The sequence below is a fragment of the Pseudarthrobacter sp. N5 genome (assembly GCF_050157035.1).
In the GTDB taxonomy this organism is placed as follows: domain Bacteria; phylum Actinomycetota; class Actinomycetes; order Actinomycetales; family Micrococcaceae; genus Arthrobacter.
Map to the genome: position 1 here is coordinate 135,753 of NZ_CP189593.1, position 21,893 is coordinate 157,645.

21 protein-coding genes are annotated in these 21,893 nt (G+C 64.6%); 7 read left to right on the forward strand and 14 right to left on the reverse strand.

The annotated features are described in order from the left end of the window. Positions 1-197 precede the first annotated feature (197 nt). The gene (locus tag ACQCST_RS00665; RefSeq protein WP_426997466.1) at positions 198-4,298 is read left to right on the forward strand and encodes an endo-alpha-N-acetylgalactosaminidase family protein; all 4,101 of its coding nucleotides are present in this window, start codon (positions 198-200) and stop codon (positions 4,296-4,298) included. A gap of 138 nt (positions 4,299-4,436) precedes the next feature. On the opposite strand, the gene ACQCST_RS00670 is transcribed toward ACQCST_RS00665, so the two are convergent. The 4 genes from ACQCST_RS00670 to ACQCST_RS00685 form a co-directional block, all read right to left on the reverse strand. Then, on the reverse strand, positions 4,437-4,724 hold the full coding sequence (locus ACQCST_RS00670) for a hypothetical protein (protein ID WP_426997467.1): 288 nt from the start codon (positions 4,722-4,724) through the stop codon (positions 4,437-4,439). A 222-nt stretch (positions 4,725-4,946) separates the two neighbouring features. After that, entirely contained in the window at positions 4,947-5,318 is a 372-nt protein-coding gene (locus ACQCST_RS00675) for a hypothetical protein (RefSeq protein WP_426997468.1), read from the reverse strand. Between the two features lie 167 nt (positions 5,319-5,485). Then, positions 5,486-5,962 carry a hypothetical protein gene (locus tag ACQCST_RS00680; protein WP_426997469.1) on the reverse strand — a complete coding sequence of 159 codons (477 nt, stop codon included), beginning with the start codon at positions 5,960-5,962 and terminating at the stop codon, positions 5,486-5,488. Between the two features lie 58 nt (positions 5,963-6,020). Further along, entirely contained in the window at positions 6,021-6,872 is an 852-nt protein-coding gene (locus ACQCST_RS00685) for a phytanoyl-CoA dioxygenase family protein (protein ID WP_426997470.1), read from the reverse strand. Between the two features lie 83 nt (positions 6,873-6,955). On the opposite strand from ACQCST_RS00685, the gene ACQCST_RS00690 reads away from it, so the two are divergent. The 3 genes from ACQCST_RS00690 to ACQCST_RS00700 all read left to right on the forward strand — a co-directional run bounded on the left by ACQCST_RS00690 (position 6,956) and on the right by ACQCST_RS00700 (position 10,032). Then, a complete protein-coding gene (locus ACQCST_RS00690) occupies positions 6,956-7,804 on the forward strand; it encodes an AraC family transcriptional regulator (RefSeq protein WP_426997471.1) in 849 nt (282 codons plus the stop codon). 77 nt (positions 7,805-7,881) lie between these two features. After that, on the forward strand, positions 7,882-9,633 hold the full coding sequence (locus ACQCST_RS00695) for a glycoside hydrolase family 13 protein (protein ID WP_426997472.1): 1,752 nt from the start codon (positions 7,882-7,884) through the stop codon (positions 9,631-9,633). Positions 9,634-9,795: 162 nt separating this feature from the next. Then, positions 9,796-10,032 (forward strand): hypothetical protein, encoded by a 237-nt coding sequence (locus tag ACQCST_RS00700; RefSeq protein ID WP_426997473.1) that lies wholly within the window; start codon positions 9,796-9,798, stop codon positions 10,030-10,032. Between the two features lie 167 nt (positions 10,033-10,199). Here ACQCST_RS00700 and ACQCST_RS00705 read toward each other — a convergent pair whose 3' ends face one another. The 4 genes from ACQCST_RS00705 to ACQCST_RS00720 are packed head-to-tail and all read right to left on the reverse strand — an operon-like array spanning position 10,200 to position 12,579. Continuing rightward, entirely contained in the window at positions 10,200-10,886 is a 687-nt protein-coding gene (locus ACQCST_RS00705; RefSeq protein ID WP_426997474.1) for an alpha/beta fold hydrolase, read from the reverse strand. Beyond that, a complete protein-coding gene (locus ACQCST_RS00710) occupies positions 10,879-11,166 on the reverse strand; it encodes a MoaD/ThiS family protein (RefSeq protein WP_426997475.1) in 288 nt (95 codons plus the stop codon). Before ACQCST_RS00710 ends, ACQCST_RS00705 begins: the two co-directional genes overlap by 8 nt. 9 nt (positions 11,167-11,175) lie before the next feature. Then, positions 11,176-12,318: a WD40/YVTN/BNR-like repeat-containing protein gene (locus tag ACQCST_RS00715; RefSeq protein ID WP_426997476.1), complete on the reverse strand. Its 1,143-nt coding sequence runs from the start codon at positions 12,316-12,318 to the stop codon at positions 11,176-11,178. A gap of 60 nt (positions 12,319-12,378) precedes the next feature. Then, positions 12,379-12,579 (reverse strand): hypothetical protein, encoded by a 201-nt coding sequence (locus ACQCST_RS00720; protein WP_426997477.1) that lies wholly within the window; start codon positions 12,577-12,579, stop codon positions 12,379-12,381. Between the two features lie 474 nt (positions 12,580-13,053). On the opposite strand from ACQCST_RS00720, the gene ACQCST_RS00725 reads away from it, so the two are divergent. Further along, positions 13,054-13,359 (forward strand): hypothetical protein, encoded by a 306-nt coding sequence (locus ACQCST_RS00725; RefSeq protein WP_426997478.1) that lies wholly within the window; start codon positions 13,054-13,056, stop codon positions 13,357-13,359. Positions 13,360-13,562: 203 nt separating this feature from the next. On the opposite strand, the gene ACQCST_RS00730 is transcribed toward ACQCST_RS00725, so the two are convergent. Both ACQCST_RS00730 and ACQCST_RS00735 read right to left on the reverse strand, forming a co-directional pair. After that, entirely contained in the window at positions 13,563-13,985 is a 423-nt protein-coding gene (locus tag ACQCST_RS00730) for a hypothetical protein (protein WP_426997479.1), read from the reverse strand. After that, positions 13,982-15,217 (reverse strand): serine/threonine-protein kinase, encoded by a 1,236-nt coding sequence (locus ACQCST_RS00735; protein ID WP_426997480.1) that lies wholly within the window; start codon positions 15,215-15,217, stop codon positions 13,982-13,984. The genes ACQCST_RS00730 and ACQCST_RS00735 overlap by 4 nt, the downstream gene beginning before the upstream one ends. Positions 15,218-15,593: 376 nt before the next feature. Between ACQCST_RS00735 and ACQCST_RS00740 the strand changes: the two genes are divergently transcribed. Then, complete coding sequence (locus ACQCST_RS00740) at positions 15,594-16,139, forward strand: hypothetical protein (RefSeq protein ID WP_426997481.1); 546 nt, start codon at positions 15,594-15,596, stop codon at positions 16,137-16,139. Positions 16,140-16,240: 101 nt separating this feature from the next. Then, positions 16,241-17,419 (forward strand): aminotransferase class V-fold PLP-dependent enzyme, encoded by a 1,179-nt coding sequence (locus ACQCST_RS00745; protein ID WP_426997482.1) that lies wholly within the window; start codon positions 16,241-16,243, stop codon positions 17,417-17,419. Positions 17,420-17,457: 38 nt separating this feature from the next. On the opposite strand, the gene egtD is transcribed toward ACQCST_RS00745, so the two are convergent. Genes egtD through ACQCST_RS00765 form a run of 4 tightly spaced genes read right to left on the reverse strand, consistent with a single transcriptional unit; the run spans position 17,458 to position 21,832 of the window. Further along, entirely contained in the window at positions 17,458-18,444 is a 987-nt protein-coding gene (gene egtD / locus ACQCST_RS00750; protein ID WP_426997483.1) for an L-histidine N(alpha)-methyltransferase, read from the reverse strand. Further along, positions 18,441-19,205, reverse strand: a complete 765-nt coding sequence (gene egtC, locus ACQCST_RS00755; RefSeq protein WP_426997484.1) for an ergothioneine biosynthesis protein EgtC — start codon at positions 19,203-19,205, stop codon at positions 18,441-18,443. The genes egtD and egtC overlap by 4 nt, the downstream gene beginning before the upstream one ends. A 3-nt stretch (positions 19,206-19,208) precedes the next feature. After that, positions 19,209-20,555 (reverse strand): ergothioneine biosynthesis protein EgtB, encoded by a 1,347-nt coding sequence (egtB, locus tag ACQCST_RS00760; protein ID WP_426997485.1) that lies wholly within the window; start codon positions 20,553-20,555, stop codon positions 19,209-19,211. Next, positions 20,555-21,832: a glutamate-cysteine ligase family protein gene (locus ACQCST_RS00765; protein ID WP_426997486.1), complete on the reverse strand. Its 1,278-nt coding sequence runs from the start codon at positions 21,830-21,832 to the stop codon at positions 20,555-20,557. The genes egtB and ACQCST_RS00765 overlap by 1 nt, the downstream gene beginning before the upstream one ends. Positions 21,833-21,893 lie beyond the last annotated feature (61 nt).

A 21,893-nucleotide genomic window follows, 5' to 3' on the forward strand; every position in this document is an offset into this window, starting at 1 on the left:
AATCGTTCCCGGTCCGCAGTTCAACGCAGTGTGCCGCCACCCCCACGTTGCCCGCTGATTTACCTGGTTGCCCCGTGAGGACGCATTCCTTCACCGCCGCAAGATCATCCCTCACATGTGGGCCGAGGAAAGAGCAACGACGCGATTTCCCGGCCGCTTGACCAGCCGGCCCCCTTACGAACAGGCAAGGACAGAAAATGCTTCTCCCACATCGGTTCCCTCCACTACGGGCACACGCGTTATCCCGGCATTGGACGGCGGGCGCCGTGGCGCTGGCCTTGCTGGCCATGTATCCGGTCTCCATCGGAGCAGCCCCAGCGAACGCCGCCCCGGAGCTTCGCGTGCGTACCACTGGTGACACCGCACCCACGCCGGTCCCGCCTGCGCCGCCGGCTACCCCGGCCACTCCGCTGTCCCTGAGTAACGGCCAAGGACTGACCGTCCAGGTCGCCACGGACTTCCCCCAGGTCATCTCCTATGATCTGAACGGCAAATCGCTGTCCGGGCAGGCAGAGGCCCTTAACACGTTCACCATCAACGGCAGGCCCCACACCGCCACAACCACCATGACCTCGGCGACGGACGCCGCCAGCTACACCTCGACGTTTGCCGACTTCCCCAACGTCACGATTTCGTCTGCCATTACGGTGACCGGGAAGAATACCGTTGAGTTTGCGGTGACCAAGATCGACGGCGGCGCAGCCAACACCATCGATCAGCTCTCCATCCCTGACCAGTCGCTGGTCTCGGTCGATTCCTCGGACGCCAAGTCCGCGCTGGCGCGGACCAAGATCTCGACCGATTCCACCACCACGGCCGATCAGTTCCTCTCCATCGCCGGATCGTCAAGGGTTGAAGACTCTCCCGTGGGCACACCCTATGGATTCGTCAGCAACTCCCAGCTCTCAGCCGGCATCATCACCAACGCCACGGACGATTCGGCCCAGGACAGCCAAGTCAACTGGAACACCCGGCTCCAGTCCCAGATTGTCGATGCTGGCAATGGCGCCCGCCGCGCCCAGCTGTCGGCCGGGAACTGGACCTACGCCGCCGCCGGTGCCACGGATCCGCGGGTGACGTTCTACGCCCTGCCCAAGGCCACCGTCGTCCTCTCAGCAGATGCGAACAACGACGGTCAGGCCACCTGGCAGGACGGTGCCATCGCCTACCGCGCTGCCATGACCCAGCCGCTCGGGGCCGACCGTGTGCCCGAGCGCGTCGTTGCACATATCCCGTTTAACTTCGCGAGCGAAGCCACCAACCCCTTCCTGAAGACTCTCGATAACGTCAAGCGGATTTCCATGGCCACCGATGACCTCGGCCAGTGGGTCCTCGAGAAGGGTTACGCCAACGAAGGGCACGATTCGGCGCACCCGGACTACGGTGGAAACTACAACACCCGCGCCGGCGGTTTGACGGATCTGAACACGCTCACCACCTTGGGCGCCACGTTTAATACAGACGTCGCCGTGCACGTCAACGTCACCGAGGCGTACCCGCAGGCCAACAGTTTCAGCGACGGCCTGATCCAGGGCCAGGTCAACGGCTGGAATTGGCTGAACCAGTCCTACCACATCGACCAGCGCAGCGATTTGGGCTCCGGTGCGGTGCTGGACCGCTTTGCCCAGCTCCGCAAGGAAGCTCCGGGCATCAAGACCGTCTACATCGACGCGTACTACTCCAGCGGATGGCTGGCCGACCAGCTGGCGGCCCAGCTGCACAAGATGGGCTTCGAGGTTGCTACCGAATGGTCCTATAAGTTCGAGGGCAACTCCGTCTGGTCTCACTGGGCCAACGATAAAAACTACGGCGGCGCCACCAACAAGGGCATCAACTCAAACATCGTGCGCTTCATTTCCAACTCGCAGCGAGACGTCTGGAACACGGACCCCCTGCTGGGCGGCTCCGACATCAAGGAATTCGAGGGATGGACGGGCCAGAACGACTGGAACGCCTTCTACAGCAACATCTGGACTGCCAACCTTCCGAGCAAATTCATCCAGCACTACGACGTCACCAACTGGGATCTGGGCAAGTCGGCAACGCTGACCGGCGGTGTAGGGATCACGATGGATGGCGCCGAACGGCAGATTACGATGGGAGACGCGGTGGTGCTCAGGGGCGGCACCTACCTGCTGCCCTGGGGTGACGCCGTCGACAATAACGGCACCACGTCCCCCAGCGACGCCGTCAAAATGTACTACTACAACGCCGACGGCGGCCCTGTCACCTTCACTCTGACCGAGCAGTTCGCAAAAACCAGCGACTTCACCTTGTTCAAGCTCACAGACCAGGGCCGCGTCAAAGTTTCCGATGTCAAGGCGGTCAACGGTCGCGTGACCCTGACCGGTGACAAGGGACAGCCCTACATCCTGGCACCCAAGGGCGGCCAGGCACCGCACAAGGACGCGGGTTACGGCCAGGGCACCCGGCTGGCGGATCCCGGTTTCAACGCCGGAAACCTCAAGGCCTGGAACCCGGCCGGCGGGGCTGCCACCGCCCGCACCGCCTCGGGCGACAACGTTGCCACCCTCGGCTCGGCCGCATCGGGCATTTCGCAGACGGTCACGGACCTGACGCCGGGCAAACAGTACACGCTAAGCGCCAACGTCGAGATCGGCCCGGGTGACCGCCGGGCAACCACATTGACGGTTTCCGGGAAGGATCTGACCGCTGCGAACACCTTTGACATCACCCCGGTACAGAATCAGATCACCGAGGATGCCAGGCAGGGCACCTACTCCCAGCGCGCCTCAGTCGCCTTCACGGCACCCAAAAACGGCAGGGCGGATATTTCAATCTCCGCCGCCGCCGGAGCGCCGGCCGTGACCCTGGACGACGTCCGGATCATGGATGACACAACCACACCCGTCCCAGGCGACCCGGGCGGCGCCGCCGCCGTCGCCTCGGCGAATTTTGAGGGGAACCAGCCCGGCTGGGGCCCCTTCGTGAAAGGCGACGCGGGCGGCATCACGTCCCCCCGGACCAGCATCAGCGATCTCCATGCCCCCTTCACGCAGAGGGACTGGAAGAACACGCACAGCCCGTACAACACCGGCGCCCTCAACGGCCAGGCCGTGGACGATGTGATCGCCGGCAACCATTCGCTGAAGTCGCATGAGGAGAACACGGGGCTTGTCTACCGGACCATTCCGGCGACGGCGCCCTTCACCGCGGGGCACTCCTACAAGGTGGCATTCAAGTACCAGACGAATATCGCCGGCCAGTGGCAATGGGTCACCGGCGCCGATACCGTCGGCGGCGGCACAACTATCTCGAAGGATCTGACCAGCGAGGCACTGACACCTGCGCTCACAACGGCCGCCTATGCCAAGACCTTCACGGCAGGCTGCGGGGACAACTGGGTGGGCCTGAGGAAGACGGGCGCCGCCACGGGTGCGGACTTCATGATCGATGATTTCACCGTCACTGACATGGGCGCCGCGACAGGCGGAGCCTCCTGCGCCACGGTCACGGCCCCGGGCAACGCGGATCTAAGCCCGGGGACGACCAACAGCTACGTCACCTCGTTCACGAACAACGAGACGACGGACGCGTCCAATGTGGCCCTCTCGCCGGGTACCCTGCCCAGCGGCTGGTCCGCCCAGGTTTCCACCAAGGACGGCAACCTGTTCGCCACGGTCAAGCCTGGCGCGACGGTCAGCACCAGGTGGATCCTGACGACGCCTCCGGACTCGGCGGGGACCAACTACGTGCTGCACCCGAGCGGGACATATTTCAACGATTGTGCGACCAAGACCGTCTCTGCGGATTCGAACATCAGTGTCGGGACATCCGTCGTCGTAGCTACAGCCTCAATGACCGCAACCGCCGACTCGGAAAACCTGCCGACGGGCCCGGTCGAGGGCCCGGTGTCGAATGTGCTCGATGGTGACCCAGGCACCCTCTGGGTTTCCGACTACACCAATGCTCTGGTGCCCTACCCGCACTGGGTCCAGCTCAAGCTCGACGGCGACTACACCATCAACGGCTTCGGTTACCAAGGCAGGCAGTCCGGCGGCCAGAACGGCAAGGTCAAGGACTACACCGTCTTCACGTCCGAGGACGGCAGCACCTGGACCCAGGCTGCTTCGGGTTCTCTGGCGGACTCAACGGCGATACAGATGATCGGTTTCACACCCGTCACGGCCAGGTACGTCAAGTTCCAGGCAAACAGCTCCCTGAACGGCCAGCCCTTCGCGGCCGCTGCGGAGATGCGGGTTTACGGCAGTTCCGTGGCCCCGGTGACCGGCTTCGATCCGACCCCGCGACCGAGGGACACCGCCTGCACACCGTGAGCCAGCGGTTTCGGCACCGCTGACCGCAAGCTGCGGGGGCGGGCCTGGCCGTTTTCCACCGGGAGCGCTTACAGTCATGCGCCGGCCCGCCAGTCACGGAGGTCTACGTGATGGTGCCCCCAAGCGTGTGGCCCGCGCTCAGGGCGCTTGCTTCAGGGCCTGGTGAGCTACCAGCCCATGAAGGTAGATAGCCTTCAGCGGGAGAACGCCTTCAGCGACATGAACCGCGTAAACCAGCTCGTGTCCATTGCGGTGCTGCGTCCAGGTCCCCCAGGCGCCTCCTGCGGTCCAGAACGTTGTTGTGTCTTCGGCCGCGGCGTCGATGTGAAGATTGCCGCTGACGGCGTTCCACTCGAAGCCGTTCCACGCGATGAAGGCAGACCAACTTGCCGTGAGTGCGTCAGTGGGGCTTCCGTATTGGATCATGCTGGTCGCGGCCGTGTATTCGAAGCCGATTGATGTCCTCGGCGCGAACAGCTATCAAGGCCGTGTTGGGCCGGAAACTCTTCGCCGGCCGGTTCCCCAACTCGAAATCACGGAGATCCTCGCGGCCGCCGAACCCGATGGTACCAGTGCCGATGCCGCCAACCGGCAGACTGATTCTGTCCAGATGGTCGCGATCGAATTGACGCAAAACGGGCCAGGAACTTACCCGACTGCACCCGTGGCTCGGTCGTTGCTGCTCGCGGGGACCAGCCGGGTGACACGGCCGCCGGCCTGCCATTCCGTGATAACGACGGTACCCTCGCTCGTGACTGCGATGCCGTGGGGGCTCCGGAAGCGGCCAGGGACAGTCGTTGGCCTGATGATGGCACCCTTGCGTCGGATATTGGGCCAATCAGGTGATCGTCGGCGGAGGTCTGCTCCTATCCGCCCGATGACCTGATCATCGGCGTCGAATATGGCAAGGCTCCCGTGAAGTTCGGTGACCCAGAGGCGGTCTCCGTCGACTGCGAAACCCGACGGGCTGGAGAGGACGCCCTGTCCAATCGTCCCGAGGTAACGGCCGTCGAGGGACATGACCACGATTCGCCGGTTTCCCCTGTCGGCGATCAGGAGCCGTGGAGGCGTTGTGCGGTCATCGACCGCAATACCATGTGGCTGTTTGAAAGCGATGCCGCTGTCCTTGCCATCGCTGCTCCAGAGCAGTTCACCGTCAGGGGAAAAACAGTGAACGAGGCTCTGGCCTACCCATCAGCAACCCAGAGCCGTCCTTCAGAGCCTCGTCCAAAGTCGTGCAGCGCGACCCCGCAGGGGCTCCACCGGCCCGGGGCCCCAAGCCGCTGGACGAGGCTCCCGTTCGGGTCCACAAGTATGACCTGGCCGGCATTGACGACGTCGGCATAGCCGGCACCCTGAGGCACCAGCTTGTGGCCGTTGTCAGCAACCCAGAGCCCGCCGTCGGCAGTCACAGCCAGGCCGTGACACTCCGTCACGGGCAGCGACATGGTCCCGCGGGTACCCGAGTGAGAAATCGACACCACCTGTGAACCGCTAGCATCGGCGACATAGATAGTGTCCCCGGGCGAGACAGCGACGCCCGGGTGGGCCCATGCCCGATCCCCCGGATCATTGAGCGTAACGTTCTCCCAGCGGTAGTCACGGCCGTCTATCTGGACACCGATTGCACCGTCCGCGGGTCCTTCTTCGATGAAACCAGTCACGATACATTCCAATCTTCGAGGTTGCATGGCGGGCCGAGCCGGGCACGCTGACGGCGGTTCAGAGTCCGTCGTTGTAGTTCCAGTGCTCCTGCCAGCGCCAGTCGATGGGCTCCGAGGCCCGCTGGTAGCGGATGTCGGTGGAGAGCCGGATCCTGTTGTCCGGGTCAACGTTGTCGCTGCCTGCATGAACCATGTACGAGGAGTGGACCATGACGTCGCCGGCACGGTAGTTGGCGAGCAGCCAGCGGCTGTTGTGCTCCTCGGCAAGTCCCGGCAGGTCAGCCGTCATCGAGACAGCAGGGCGCTTCTCGCCCCGTTCGCGTTCATCCGCCATCGCCCAGTGATGGCTGCCCTCGAGATACGTGAGCCCGCCCATCTCCACGGGGCAATCGCCGAGCGGGATCCACATGGACAGGACCCGTTCGCTGCCTTCGCGCAAATAGATCAAGTCGTAGTGTGCCTGGGTGGCCGTGCCGATGCCGTCTTCGCCCGGGCGGATGTGGCGGATGATCTTCCGCTTGTGAAGGTGCACCTCACCATCCAGGAACCACTGGAACCAGCCGCGGATGGCCGGATGGCTGGTCAAGGCCTCGTAGGCGGCACCGGGGACGATGTCCCCGAAGAGGATCTCCCGCACGAGGCCACGATCGACCTCGCCCGGGGCATTGGTCCCGATCGCCGGGTCCGATCCGGGTGACAACAACCCCGTCCCGGCCAGCTTCGAAAAGTAGTGCTCCCGGAATGACCCCACCACGCCTGGGTCAAGGTGGTTCGTCAGGTACAGGTACCCGTCCCGGCGGATGCGGGACCACAGGGCATCCCGGTTATCGCGTTCTGTTTGAGGGACCGGCTCGAGGTATCCGAGCCGTGCCGGCGAGGCGTCCAGTACGTACCCGTTTGAAGTAACCATACTGATATCATCTGACTAACTTGGATATTCCTCCATGGATTATCCACACAAATCCTTGGATTTTCGCAGGTGAGGATCGCACCTTGGACAAATCGCACGATTGGTCGCTGTTTTCGACGCCCAATCCGTTCTTGGCCCAATCCACCATCGTGTGTCTCGGAGCCGGGCAGCAGGCCAGCGCCGGGCCCTCCCCCCGCGACCGGAAGCTGCCCAGCTACGCGCTGGTCTACATATCATCAGGAGACGGCTGGTACACCCAGGGGGACCCGCACAAGAAGAAGAGGACGGTGCGGGCTCCCGCCTTCATCTCCATACCGCCTGGCGTCGAGCACAGATACGGACCGGACAAGGACGGCTGGTCCGAACACTGGATTCTGTTCAACGGGGCAGGAGTCCAGCCGTACCGGGAGCTCGGCCTCCTGGACCCGGATGTGCCGGTCGTCAGCCTTCGTGCAGGGACGGACGGCATCACGGACCTGTTTGCCGGACTCCGGACTGCCCTATCAGGCATCGGACTACGCTGGAGCATTGAAGCCTCGGTGGCCACCCAACGCGTGCTCCTGGAAATGCTGTCGTCGAACCCCGCAGCTGACGCCCCGGTCTCGCGCGAAATGCAGGTCCTGTCCGGACTGAAAAGTGACGTAACCCGGCCCATCTCGATGGCAGACCGCGCCCGGCTGGTGGGGGTCTCCCTACCCGAATTACGAGCCATAATCCGTTCGTCCACGGGCTTGAACCCGCTCAATTACATCGTCGAAGCCCGGATTTCCCACGCCCAGGTCTTGCTGGCGGAAACGGGGCTTACCGTCGGCACCATCGCCGGCCGGGTCGGCTACGACGATCCTGCCTATTTCGCGCGACTCTTCACACAACGCGTGGGGGTTCCCCCAACGGTATTCAGGCAGCAACAGTCCCGCGTTGACCCGGCCTGAGCAAGCAGGCAATCACCCGATGCCGGGACGGGACACCGGCTCTCGACATGCGCGCGCTTCGCCGGTAGACATTAACGATGACCATTGAACAGCCCTCAGCTGCAGACACCGCCCATGGATCCGGCCGGGACTGGTTCAGGGGTGCCGTGGTCTACCAGATCTATCCCCGCAGCTTCGCGGACTCCAACGGTGACGGCATCGGCGACCTGCCCGGCATCATCAGCAGGCTGGACTACCTGCACAAGCTGGGTGTCGACGTCGTCTGGCTTTCCCCTATCTTCACCTCCCCGCAGGATGACAACGGCTACGACATCAGCAACTACCGCGACGTGGATCCGATCTTCGGCACTCTTGAGGACCTGCGCGAGCTGACGGAGGGGCTTCACGAGCGGGGCATGAAACTGGTGATGGACCTCGTGGTGAACCACACTTCGGACGAACACCCGTGGTTCGTGGAGTCGCGTTCGTCCAAGGACAACCCGAAGCGCAACTGGTACTGGTGGCGGCCACCGCGCGACGGGGTCGATCCCGGCACTGCCGCCACCCCCACGCCGGGCGCGGAACCGAACAACTGGGGTTCGGCGTTCTCCGGCCCGGCGTGGGCATATGACGAAGTCACCGGTGAGTACTTCCTGCACCTGTTCTCCAAAAAGCAGCCGGACCTGAACTGGGAGAACCCCGAGGTCCGGGCGGCGGTGTACGACATGATGAACTGGTGGCTGGACCGCGGCGTGGACGGCTTCCGGATGGACGTCATCAACTTCATCTCCAAGGACACCTCCCTCCCGGACGGTCCACGCTGCGATGGCGTGCTCTATGGCGATGGATCCCCGCACTTCATGTCTGGGCCGCGAATCCATGAATTCCTGCACGAGATGCAACAGGAAGTTTTCGACGGCCGGGACAAGCACCTGTTGACCGTCGGCGAGATGCCCGGCGTCACCGTGGAGGACGCCGTGCTGTTCACCGATCCTGCCCGGGAAGAGGTGGACATGGTTTTCCAGTTCGAACATGTGGCCCTGGACCAGGAGGACGGCAACAAATGGCGGCCGAAGCGGCTGTTGCTGACGGATCTGAAGAAGTCGCTGGGCCGCTGGCAGGAAGGCCTGGCCGAACGCGGCTGGAACAGCCTTTACTGGGGGAATCACGACCAGGCCCGGGCGGTATCCCGCTTCGGCGACGACGGCCAGTTCCGCGAACTGTCAGCCAAGATGCTCGCCGGGATCCTTCACCTGCACCGGGGAACCCCTTACATCTACCAGGGCGAGGAACTGGGCATGACCAACATGACCTTCGGCGCCATCAGCGACTACCGCGACATCGAGGTACTGAACCACCACCGCGAAGCAACCACGCATCTGGGCCACACCGACGCCGAGGTGCTCGCTGCCCTGGCGCCGCTGAACCGGGACAACGCACGGACGCCGGTGCAGTGGGACGCAAGCCGGCATGGGGGTTTCACCACCGGAGCGCCGTGGATCGCCGTGAATCCGAATTCGAACCATATCAACGCTGCCGCCCAGGTGGATGATCCGGATTCCGTTTTCAGCTTCTACCGCAGGGTCATTGAGCTAAGGCACGCTGACCCAGTGGTCTCGCACGGGGATTTCACCATGCTGCTTCCGGATGACAAGCACATCTACGCTTTCACGAGGTCGCTGCCGGGCGCTGCAATGCTGGTGCTGGGCAACTTCTCCTCCGAGGTGCGGACCGCCGGGTTGAGGGACGGCGTCTGGGCCGGGGCCGCGCAGGTCCTGGGCAACTATCCCGACGACGCGTCCCTGCGCCTGCGCCCCTGGGAACTCAAGGTACTCCACCGGAGCAGCTGACCGGCGTCGTTCGCCTTCTGGCTGGGAAAGAAGACAGGAAACAGCACTGGCGCGGGAAACTAACCCACAGCTAACCGGAAGGAAACGCGGGCGCAACAATGGCGTAGGAGACTGGAGCTGCCGGCAATTGCAGGCACCAGCTCCAGCTCAGGAGGCCCCGCCATGTTGAAGGAAGCCAAAGCCCAAAAAACCCGGATCCGTGCCCTGGACCAGCTCCACCGCGGCGACGAGATCGAAGCCCACCTGTCGGTGGGACCCAGCTATGACGATGTTGTGATCCGCCGCGGCAGCGTCCAGGACACGGCCCCGGGAATCGGCGTCGTCTGGATCATGGACCGTGTTTCCGGCATGCGCAAGGCCGTCAATGCGGATGAGTGCAGCCTCTGGCGCGTCGCCTGAGCCCGCCGTCGCCAGCGTTCACCGCCGGTCCTCGACGCCGTTCACGCAAATATTCGCGTGGCTGCGGAGCGGCCGGTTCCGTCCTTCAACCGCCGGGCCGATTCCGGGTAATCACCATCGCGGAGTCCGCCAACAAGCCCACGGTCACCGCCCGTCGGCGGGCGCAGTCAGGAAGGACTGCCCGCCCGGGACGCTGCGTGGGCTGTATCTGCAAGGATGCGGGCAAATCGCTCCGGATGCTTGAGATGGGGAAAGTGTCCGCTGCCCGGCAGGATCTCCATTCTGGCCTGGGGGATGGCATCTGCCAGCCAGTCGGCGTAGCCCGCCTCAGGTTCAGCGCCCATGACGGACAGATAGGGAACTGCCTTCTGCCGCAGGGCCGCGCACATCTGGTCCGTATACGCTGTCAGCTCGTCGGCGGGACGGTCCAGTACATCTTTCCAATAACCGGTCACAAGCTCCTGCGTGGGTGTACTGCTTGCATCCAGGAGATCCTGCGCTTCGTGGGAGAGAAGCTCGGTGTGCATTGATCCGCGGAACATGGGCCACATCGTGGCGAAATCCGGGCTCCTGAGCCTGGCCGCCATGGGCGCCACCATTTGGGTGAAGCCCTCGGTCCGCAGCGACTGGTCCACGTTGACGACTCCGCTGACCGGGAAGATGGTTGCGTAAAACGTGACCAGAACTGCAGCCAATGAATGGCCCACCATGACAGGTTCAGACAGGCCAGCACCCTCCAGGGCCTGATGTATGAGGGCGGCAACGGCAGGCAGATCGTAGTCAGGGGCGGTATCGGAGGCCCCGTGTCCGGGCAGATCCAGCGCCAGCCAGTCGCGTCGCCGGCACTCAGCCACCGGCGATTGACTGGATGATCAGCACTTCCTGACCCTCCGCCACTTCAGTTTCCAGCCCCTGCAGACGACGGACCTCGTCGCCGTTCACGTAAATATTCACGTAGCGGCGGAGCGCGCCGGTCTCATCCCTCAAGCGCCGGGCCAACACCGGGTAACCAACGGTCACCGAGTCCAACAACCAGCCCACAGTCACCGTCCCCTCGGCGGCCGCAGTCAGGGAGGGCTGCCCGCCGGCGAACGGCTGGAGGATGCTCGGCAGCAGCACGCTGATCTCGGCCACGGCGGATCACTACCCGGAGACCGCGGCTGGCACTGCAGCGTGCGCAGGTGCCCCGGAAACCACTGCCGCGCGGACGCACAGCACGTCCGGCAGATGCGACGCCACTTCGGTGAAGGTCTCGCCCTCATCGTTGCTTGCGTAGACCGAGCCGCCACGCGTACCGAAGTACACGCCGGCGGGTTCCACTGAATCCACAGAAGCAGCGTCACGCAGCACGGCGTTGTATTCGTGGTCCGGCAAGCCGGTATCCAACCGCTTCCAGGAGTTGCCGGCGTCGTCCGTCCGGTGCACGGCCAGCTTGCCGTCCGGCGGGATCCTCTCGCCATCGGCCTTCAGGGGAATCACCCAGGCGGTGCCCTCCCGGTGGGGGTGCGTCAGCATCACGAACCCGAAATCGGCGGGCAGTCCTTCGGCGATCGAATTCCAGTTCTCGCCGTTGTCGTCGGTGCGGTAGACGCCGTGATGGTTCTGCGCGTAAAGGCGGCCTTCGACGGCGGCATCCGCCGCGATCTTGTGAACGCATTGGCCGAATTCGGGGTTGGGATCGGGCATGAAGCGAGCGGAGATTCCCTTGTTCCGGGCCTCCCAGGACGTTCCGCCGTCCAGCGAGCGGTACACACCGCCGGTACTCATGGCAACGTGGACGTTGTCGCCGGCAGGGTTGACCACAATGGAGTGCGCCGCAGCGCCGCCGTAGCCGGCACCCCAATCCGGCCGGTGCGGATGGTCCCAGAGTCCGCGGTTCAACTCAAAGTGCTCGCCGCCGTCGGTCGATTTCCACACGGAGATGGGCTCTGCACCGGCCCACACAACACCCGGCCGGGACTCGGCGTCGGGATAAATCTGCCAGATGCGCTCCAGCGCTGCTTCGGTATCTTCGGGGAATTTGATGGCACCCTGTTCGGGCTCGGTCCAGGTGGCGCCAAGGTCATCGGAATGGGCAACGGTGGGTCCCCAGTGCTCGGAGCGCACCCCCACCATGATCCGGGTCCTGCCGTCCCGCGTATCAATTCCGATGCTGGGAATTTCGCTCATCAGAAAATGCGGGCCGGAGAGGGACCATTCCTGCCGGTCCTGGCTGGTAGCCAGCCAGAGGCCTTTTTTGGTCCCGATCGCTAAGACATAACTCTCTGCGGTAGCCATGCACCCCATGCAACCACTCAAGGCGGATGGCCGCAATGGTTTTCTGCAGCTCAGCTGCTTCGGAAAATATCAGTCCACGAATTCGGACTGCGTCTGGATGAAGTCCCAGTCAGCCTCTGTCAGCACGCTTGCCACGGTGTCAGGATGCGGTCCGCCGGCCTCGGCAATGGCATGCAGTACCGGCAACGGGAACTCCCCCGCCCCGATGTTTTCGCGCAGCCATTGTTTGGTACCCAGATCCAAGTCCAGCCACCACATGAAGATCTCCACAGCGGACCACCTCTTCCTATGACTTAACGTTAGGCCCGGTCAGTGAGGTGTACAAGTGTCCGGAGAATCCGCTACAGACCGCTGCAGCAAGACCGGAAATTCGGCTGCAGGCTGCCATTTGTGAACGGTCTGCCGGTGGGCCGCTCTTTACCTATAAGGCATGTTTCCTTACTCCGGGAGGAAGCTGAGGCGGGCAGCCGCCCCCGGTCCCGGTGTCGCTAAGAAGGTCGCGATGGACGGTGACATCGAGCTGGAACTGGCATCCGGCTCCGAACGCGGTGAATACACTGTGCGTGTTGTCCAGGCTCCAGCCGGCGGAAACGCTTCCGGGGTCTTCCGGCTGGACGTTGACGAGATCCTCGAACGCCGCGCAGAGCTGGAAGCCACTGTCCTGGCATCCGCAGTGGCTTCCCGCCGGACCACACCTGTCGCCGAACGGCCGGTCCGGGGAGTGGTCAGCAACTGTTCCGGGCGTTGTTCACCCGCGAGGTTTACGGAACGTACCGGGCAAGTCTGGGCACCGCGCAACACAGCGGCCAGCAGCTGCGCGTGGTGTTGCGGCCTGCGGCACCCGAGCTTGCCGCGATGCCGTGGGAGATGCTTTTTGACCCGGAAACGGAGTCCTACCTTTGCCAGACCGAACCGCTGCTTCGCCACATTCCAGCTCCTGACTACAACCCCAACGCGCTGGACGTCGTGCTACCGCTCGGGATTCTGGGACTGATCGCCTCGCCGCGGGATCTCGGTGTCGGGGACCATTGCGCGGGTAAGTTGCGCTAGGGATTGTTGTGGCGGTAAGGGTCGGTGGCATTGTTCGTTGAGCGTGTATGGCTGGTGAGTATTTGACGGCTGCCGAAGAGGCAGCGTACGGACGGTTCGTGACTTAAGCTCGGAGCAGCCGGGGCAACCGCCGCGGACGGGAGGAGGGGACCGGCCGGACGTGTCCATGGTTTCTCTGCTGTCCTGGTGCCGCACCGGGGTTCTCAGTCGTCGTTGCTGTGGCTGACGTCTTTGCCTTTTCCTTTGCCGTTGTCGGTCGGTGGCGGGACTGCCGGTGATGGTGTCTGGAGGGGCGGTGTCGGGGTTGTTTTGGGGGCGGGCGTCATGGCGGTCAGGTCTGCGCGGATGAGGTCGATGGCGTTCTGGATGTCCTGCCGCCGGCCCGCTGGGATATCACCGTTCGCCGCGGCGGTGGAGACGTCGCTGGCGAGCAGATCCAGTGCCGTCCTCGCCGCCGGGAAGTCTTGGTCGGCCGCTGACCGGGCGAGTGACTGGAGGCGTTCCTGCAGCTTCTCGGCGGCGCCCGGTTGCAGGTCCGCCTGGGGGTTCGCGCATCCTGTAAGGATTCCAGCAATCAGCACGGCTGCGGCTGCGGTCTTCAGGAGTCTGTTCAGTGCCTGGTTCATGGTGTGATGCTTTTCTTCAGCTGGTCGATGTGTTGTCCCAGGGGCCCGGCAATGCTCGGATATGGCTTCGGAACCGTGGATGCCGGTGCCGGGGCGTGGACAACGCTCACGCTCACGATCACGAGCCCGGCGAGAAGCAGCCCGGCACCGGTGATCCAGCGCGTCCTGCGCGGGAATTTTGGCCATCGCAATTTCGGCCGCTGACGCCGAGTAAGGTCTCCTGGAGCGGCCGGGGGGTGTGTTGGCTCGTCGTCCTCGCCGGGCAGCGTGGGGATGAGGATGCGGGTGCGCGCGGCGGCTTTGCCGTTGCGGGGCGGCCGGTCGGGTATGCCGGGCAGGGTTCGCGTCGTAACGCCGGGCTTCCCGGACACCGCGGCGGGGGAGCCGGAGGCGATGGCGGCCCGCAGTGCTGCTTCGACGTCCCTTGCTGTGGGGCGGGCGGAGGGTTCTGTCTCTGTCATGGCGGTGAGCAGATCAGTCCACTGCGGGCCGAGTGCGGCCGGGACACGGGGCCTCCGGTGCAGCCGGGCGACGGCTGATTCCGCGGCGGTACCTGGGTACTCGAGGGTTCCGGTGAGGCATTCGAGCAAGACCAGTCCCAGCGAATAGATATCGCTTTCCGGTCCGAGGGCGGACCCGGTGGCCTGTTCCGGGCTCAGGTAAGCGGCTGTTCCGACGGTGGTGCCGGTGGCGGTCAGGCGGGTCCCTTCGATGATGCGCGCGATCCCGAAATCCGTGAGTTTGGGCCGGGGCGCGGTTCCACGGCGGGCGTCGGCCAGGAGGATATTCGCCGGTTTGATGTCGCGGTGGATGATCCCGCGCCCGTGGACGTAGTCCAGGGCCGAGGCAAGGTCTGCTCCGATGCCGGCCACGTGCTTGGCTGCAAGCAGTCCTTGGCGCAGTCTGGCGTGCAGGTCCGGGCCGTGGATCAGTTCCATGGTCAGGTAGGTCCTGGGCTCGTCCGGGACCCGGGTGTCGGTGCCTGCGTCGTAGAGCGTCACGAGTGACGGGTGGTTGAAGGTGGCAACGAGCCGCATCTCAGCCTCGAACCGACCCGGCCCGGCGGGTCCGCCGAGCTGCGGGGAGAACAGTTTCAGCGCGACATCACGGCCCAGGTTTTCATCCCGCGCCCGGTACACCGATGCCGTGGCGCCGCGCCCGATCGAGGCGCCTATGGTGTACCGGTCGGCAACCAGAGCACCTGCAGACCCGGTAAATGAACCCTCGGACACGACCACTCGCTTTCTTTGACCAGGTGATAACCCGCACCGACCCGATGCCCCCGGCCTAGCGGCGAGGGGCAAGGTGCAGGGCCGGTGGCGGCCCGGACGCCGCCCTCATCATACTTGCGACCATGGTCATCACACCCGGCCACGACCTCCGACGGGGCATGTGCGGTGCTTTAGAGCAGTCTGGGTTGCAGCTCGTTCAGGGGGAAGAGTTTGGGGTTGGCGGGTACGTCGCCGACGCATGTAAGAATCGGGCATGAATCAGCGTGGCTTTCTGTTCGACACAGCGGCCCAATATCTCAGCGGACTTAATGACAGCACAGCGGCCCTCGTAGCAAGATGGGCCACGCCCCCACGACCAAGCGCCGGAAGGGCTCTAATGGCAGTAGACGCACTGAATCCATATGAGCCATTGTCCCAGCAACTCCACAATTTCGTCGTCGTCGGCATGGACAATGTAGGGTCCACCCTCGCCTATATTAATAAGACTCGAGAAATCCCGATGATGGCACTCTACGCCATGATCCGTTCCGCCATTGAGGCAAGATCGTTTGGGCTTTGGCTCTCGCATGCGGGGACAAAGAACAAGCAAGCTTGGGTCGGTATTCGCCTCTCCTACAGGAACAATGAGGACCTTGGCAGCCTGGAAAGCGTCTGGGCGGCCTCTTCTGCAGAGGAATTTCCGGCCCTTGATGCTGTGCGAAAGAAACTTGTCGCCTATCAGCAGGGTATCCCCAACTACAGAACCCACGACATCACCGGGAGTCCGAAGATCACTCAAATCGTTAAAGAGGCGGATAGTGCTATCCAGTCCCGGTTCTACTTCACTGGCATCCAAGCATGGAAAGCGTGCAACGCCATGGCTCACGCCCATTTTCCTGTGCAGAGGGTCGTCTTCACGGCTCGACTAACAACCAAAAATTAGTGCCTGACAAGAATGGGAGCAACCAAGCCTTCAGCGGTCCCGACCTCCAAGATGCCGGGTTGGGGATCGCTACTTAGCGCGGATGGGGCAGGATGGTGTGTATGCCGATCGATGTCGAAGCCGTGCGCCGTGAGACCCGCGGTGTCCGGCGGGTGGCCCATCTGAACAATGCGGGCAGCGCGCTGGTCCCGCGCCCCGTGATGGAGACTGTTGTGGCTCACTTGCGCCGCGAGGAGGAGATTGGCGGCTACGAAGCGGCGGAGGAGGCAGCTGATCGGCTTGAGAAGGTGTACTCCTCCGTGGCGCGGCTGGTCGGGGCGGAGCCGACGGAGATTGCCCTGGCCGAGAACGGGAGCCGCGCCTGGGCGATGGCGGTGTACAGTATCCCCTTTGACCGCGGGGCCCGGATCCTGATTGGCCGCACGGAGTACGTAAGCAACGTCATTGCCCTGCGGCAGCTGGCGCGTCGCCATGATCTGCGGATAGTGGTGCTCGAGGACGATTCATACGGGCAGGTGGACGTGGATCAGCTGCAGCCCGAGCTTGAGCGCGGAAACGTGGCTTTAGTCGCGTTGACCCATGTGCCGATGGCTAACGGTCTGGTAAATCCGGCGGCGGAGGTGGGCCGGCGCTGCCGTGCTGCCGGGGTGATGTTTGTCCTCGATGCCTGCCAGTCGGTGGGCCAGCTGCCGCTGGACGTGCAGTCCTTGGGCTGCGATGTGCTGACGGGAACGGGGCGGAAGTTTCTGCGGGGACCGCGCGGCACCGCATTCCTTTATGTGCGCGGATCGGTGCTGGAACGGCTTGAACCGGTCCTGCTGGACCAGCATTCCGCCGTCGGGTCCGGTGCCGTCTCCTATGAAGTCCGCGGCGATGCCCGCCGTTTCGAGAGTTGGGAGGCCAGCGCCGCCGGCAGGCTGGGCCTGGGACAGGCAGTTGATTACGCTCTGGCACTGGGGGTGGACGCGATCCGGGAGCGCGTGACCGGGCTAGCGGAACTGCTGCGGGCCGAACTCGGGGCAGTTCCCGGCCTCACCGTCCACGACCGGGGGCTAACCAGATGCGGCATCGTCACGTTTTCAGTGCGGGGACGCGACGCCGAGGGCATCAGGAGGCGGTTGGCCCAAGACCGGATCAATGTTTCCGTGGCACCCCTGGTCTCTGCCCCGTTCGACCCGGCCCTCCGCTGGGCACCGGAGCCTGCGATGGTCGTGCGGGCCTCGGTACACTATTACAACACCGAGGACGAAATCCGGCGCCTGGTTGACGCAATTCGGTGAACGGCTCCCGACCGCTTCCCATCACCGTCCATGGTCAGCTACATGGCGTCGGCCAAGGTGAGCGCGTAACGGTTTTGCCGGTCTGTCCACTGCCCGAGGACGGAGAATCCCGCGCCCTGAAGCTCTTCGGCGACGCCCCCGACCCGGAACTTGGCGGATATCTCGGTGCGCAGCTCCTCCCCGTCGTGGAACCGGATGTCCAGATTCACACCCGGTAGGTGGACGCGCATGGGCCGGCTGGCCCGTAGCCGCATTTCGATCCATTCCTCCCGGGGCCTCCAGACCGCCACGTGTTCGAACGCCTCGACGTCGAAATCCGCCCCCAGCTCGGTGTTCAGGACACGCAGTACGTTGCGGTTGAAGTCCGCTGTGACGCCGTCCGCGTCGGCGTAGGCCGGGACAAGGACCCGCGGGGACTTCACCAGATCCGTGCCAAGAAGCAGCGAACCGCCGGCGCTTCCAAGCAGCTCGTGTATGTCGGCCAGGAAGCGGGCTCTGGCCGCCGGTTCAAAATTGCCGATCGTGCCGCCCAGGAAGGCGACCATCCGGTGTCCCTGCCGAGGCAACAGGTGCAGCTGGGTCTCGAAGTCCGCTGTCACGGCGTGCAGTTCAAGGTCGGGGAAGGCCGGAGCCAGGGCGTTTCCCGCGTCCAGCAGGGCGCTTTCGCTGACATCGACGGCGACGTAGCGGCGAAGGGAACCCGCTGCTTTCAGGGCGTCGAGCAGCAGCGGGGTTTTCCGGGAGGATCCCGAGCCGAGCTCGATCAGTATCTCGGCCGGGCTCGCGGCGGCTATTTCCTCCGCGAAGAGTTCGAGCACTTCACGTTCGGCCCGGGTCGGGTAGTACTCCGGCAGTTCCGTGATTTGCTCAAACAGCCCGCTGCCCCGCTCGTCGTAGAACCACTTGGACGGCAGTGTTTTCGGCGACGCTGTCAGCCCTGCCAGCACGTCGGCGCGCAGGCTGCGTCCGACGTGGTCCGGCGGGAGGTGGTGGAAGACGCTGCGGCGGTCAGTGGGTAAGGTCATGACGGTGTCTGTTCCTTTCCGGGAACGGGAATCGGACGGATGTCAACGTGGCTGTTTGTGGCGGTCAGGACTGAATTGTCGGGTACATCGTGCCAGCCGGGGCCGTCATCGAAGGGTTCACTGGCCACGATGACACCCCCGGGGACGGTCCGCCAGCACAGGGTGTCACCGGCGGCCGTGGCAGCGATGCTCGTTCCATTGGTGAGCAGAAAGTTGAGTCTGCCGCCGGTGACGGAACGCACGTCGGCCGCTACGCGGGCCAGCGCATCAGCGGCGGGGTCCCCCGCAGTGAGCCGTTCAAGGACGAGGGCCCAGAGCAGGGCAGAGTCCACCTGGGCTTCGAGTGTCAGCAAACGGGCGGGCGGAAGCGAAGCGGCCAGGATTTCCAGCGCGTCCGGCCAGCCCTCGACGCGGCCGTTGTGGCTGAACAGCCAGGGGCCGTGCGCATACGGGGCGGCCGCTGACTCCTCCGGCGTCATCCCCGACGTCGCCGACCGTACGGCCGCGAGCACGGCCCGGCTCGAGGTCACCCGCGCGACGTCGGCGAAGGACCGGTCCGCCCAGATCGGTCCGGCCCTGCGGTAGCGGGCAGGCACGGGATCACCTTCTGCGTACCAGCCGACGCCGAAGCCGTCAGCGTTGACGGTCCCGTGGCGCTGGCGCCTCGGCGCCCATGACTGCGTGAAAAGCCCGTGTGCGGGGCTGCTGAGCAGATCCGCCAGCGACAATGGCGGGCCGACATACGCGAGGTGGCGACACACGGATCAGCGCACCTCGTCCGGCGCGGCATCCCGGGCGGTGCGGAAGCCGGAAAATATTTGCCGCCGGATCGGGTAGTCCCAGTTCCGGAAGGTTCCCCGGCACGCGGAGCTGTCCACGGCCCAGGATCCCCCTCGCAGCACCTTGTAGTCGGACCCGAAAAACACCTCGCTGTACTCCGGGTAAGGGAACGCATTGAACCCCGGATAAGGGCGGAAATCACTGGAAACCCATTCCCAGACATCCCCGATGAGCTGGCGGACCCCCAGCGGTGAGGCACCGAAAGGATACGAGCCGGCAGGGGAAGGACGCAGTGCTGACCCGCCCAGGTTCGCATGATGGGGTGTCGGATCTTCCTCGCCCCAGGGGTAGCGCCGGGAACGCCCGGACGCCGGGTCATGCCGCGCCGCTTTCTCCCATTCAGCTTCCGTGGGCAAACGGCGGCCCGCCCAGCGGGCGTACGCGTCCGCTTCAAACCAGCACACATGCTGCACCGGCTCCTCCGCCGGCACCGGCTCGCACACACCGAAACGCGTCCGCATCCATCCGCGCCCGTCACGTTCCCAGTACTTCGGGGCCACCAGCCCGGCCGCGTTGCGATGGTCCCATCCCCCGGGCGCCCACCAGCGGGCGTTCTCGTAGCCGCCGTCGTCGATGAAACACCGGTACGCGTCGTTGGTCACCGGAACCGTGTCGATCCAGTAAGCGGGAACATCCACTTCATGGGCAGGTCGTTCGTTATCCAGTGCCCACGGTTCCACCGAGGTGCCCATCATGAAGGGCCCGGCCGGGACCAACACCTCCTTCGCCAGAGTGCCCGCCTCCCCGGGCAGCACGTCAGCTGGTAACGGCCTGGCCCGCAGAACCGGCGGGCCGACCCGAAGCTGGTGGGTGGCGAGCATCGTCTCATCATGTTGCTGCTCATGCTGGATGATCATTCCGAAGGCAAAACCCTGATCCAGCAGCGGGGATCCTTCCAGCGGGGTGCGGTCCAGAATGTCCAGGGCCTTGGTCCGGACCTGTGCCAAGTAGCGCCGGGATTCCTCCGGTGAGAGCAGCGGCAGCGAGGGCCTGGTACTGCGCGGATGTTCGAAGGCGTCGTAGATCCGGTCAATGTCGCACCGGACCGGCTCCATCTTGCCCACATCACGCACCAGCCAGAGTTCCTCCTGGCTGCCGATATGCGCCAGATCCCAGACCAGCGGCGACATCAGCGGTGAGTGCTGCTTCCTGAGATCCTCCTCGTCACACTCCGTGAGTGCGTGCGTCCGGTCCCTGGCCCGCTCGAGCGCCGCAGCAATGAAACCCCTGAGGGCTTCGGGGCCGGGACCGGACAGCTCGGACGCCATCATCAGAAGACCTCCCCTGTCTCCGGCGGATCAAAATAACTGCCCGTCCGCCGCCACAGGGCCAAGCGGGCATCAGCCGGGCACTGTCCCCGGGACGTATGACGGTCGATGAAGGCTGCCGTCATCGCGCGCGTGCCCGCATCCGCCCCCATCCGCGGCAACGCGTCCAGGGCGGCCTCCGCACAACCAAGTGCGGCGGCCGCGAGCACAGGATCCGCCAGCGCGTCCCGGGCCGCCGTTCCGATCGGATCGGCAAGGGCGGATACCGGGCCACAGGCTTCGGCCGCGAGGTCGGCCGCGTGCTCATCGTCCATGAGCGCCATCACCATAGCCGTGACAGGTTCCCAGCCACCGCCCGCCTGCGCATCGATCACCCGGAGCTCCATGAATCCCCGGGGCCGAACGGGAGGAAACAGCGTCGTCAGATGGTAATCCACATCGCTGAACGTCGCAGGCCGCGGGCCTTCCCCGCGCAGCCAGCCCCGCATCGTCAATCCGCACGGAGCGATCCAGCTGCCCTGCCCGGGGATACACAACACGAGCGCATCAAGGGCGTACCGTGCCCAAGCCCCTCTGGGATCTACCGATGCCGGGACAGCCGCCGTCCGGGTAGGGTCGGTGCCCAGCCAGACCCGCTGCCTGGTGCTGCGCCATCCGCTGGGGATGCCGTGGTGGAAGGGGGAATTTGCGAACATCGCGATAAACACGGGGAGCAGAGCATGCAGCCGCGCCCAACGCTGGGCTGCGCCGGCGGTCCCCGGGGTGTCGAATCCGGCGTCCAGTGAAATCTGCAGAGATGCCGTTGAACACATCATTGTGCGTCCGGCGGGACCGAAGCGGTCGAAATGGTCTTCCATGGCGGCATAACGCGGATGCTCCAACGACCGCATCGCGGGCCGGTCGGGGTCAAGAGCCACCGGGCTGAACCGCAGGCCCGCATCCACGAGAAGGGTCTCAACGGTTGCCAGATCGGCGCGTGTCGCTGCAGCCAATGTGGGAAGGTCGGGCGCGCACGCTGAGCTGACCTCCAGCTGGCCCCCCGGCTCAAAACTAATGACACCCCCGCCCGGAAGCGGTTTTCTTGAAGCTTCGATGGCGTCGCGGACCCGTGCAACCGGGACGGGGTATCGTGGCTCCGAGACCTCGTGGATCAGCCGCTCGATCTCCACACCTGCGGCGCCCGGCGGCCCCGTCTTGAAGCACACGGAGGCCACATACATTTCGGCCTCCGCCTCGGAAAGCGGACGCAGGTCACGCTCGGGCCGCATTGCAGTGCTCACGCCGCACCGTCCCTTCCTCGGGGTCTGAGTTCAAGCAGCAAGCTAAACAGCCGCCTTCCGG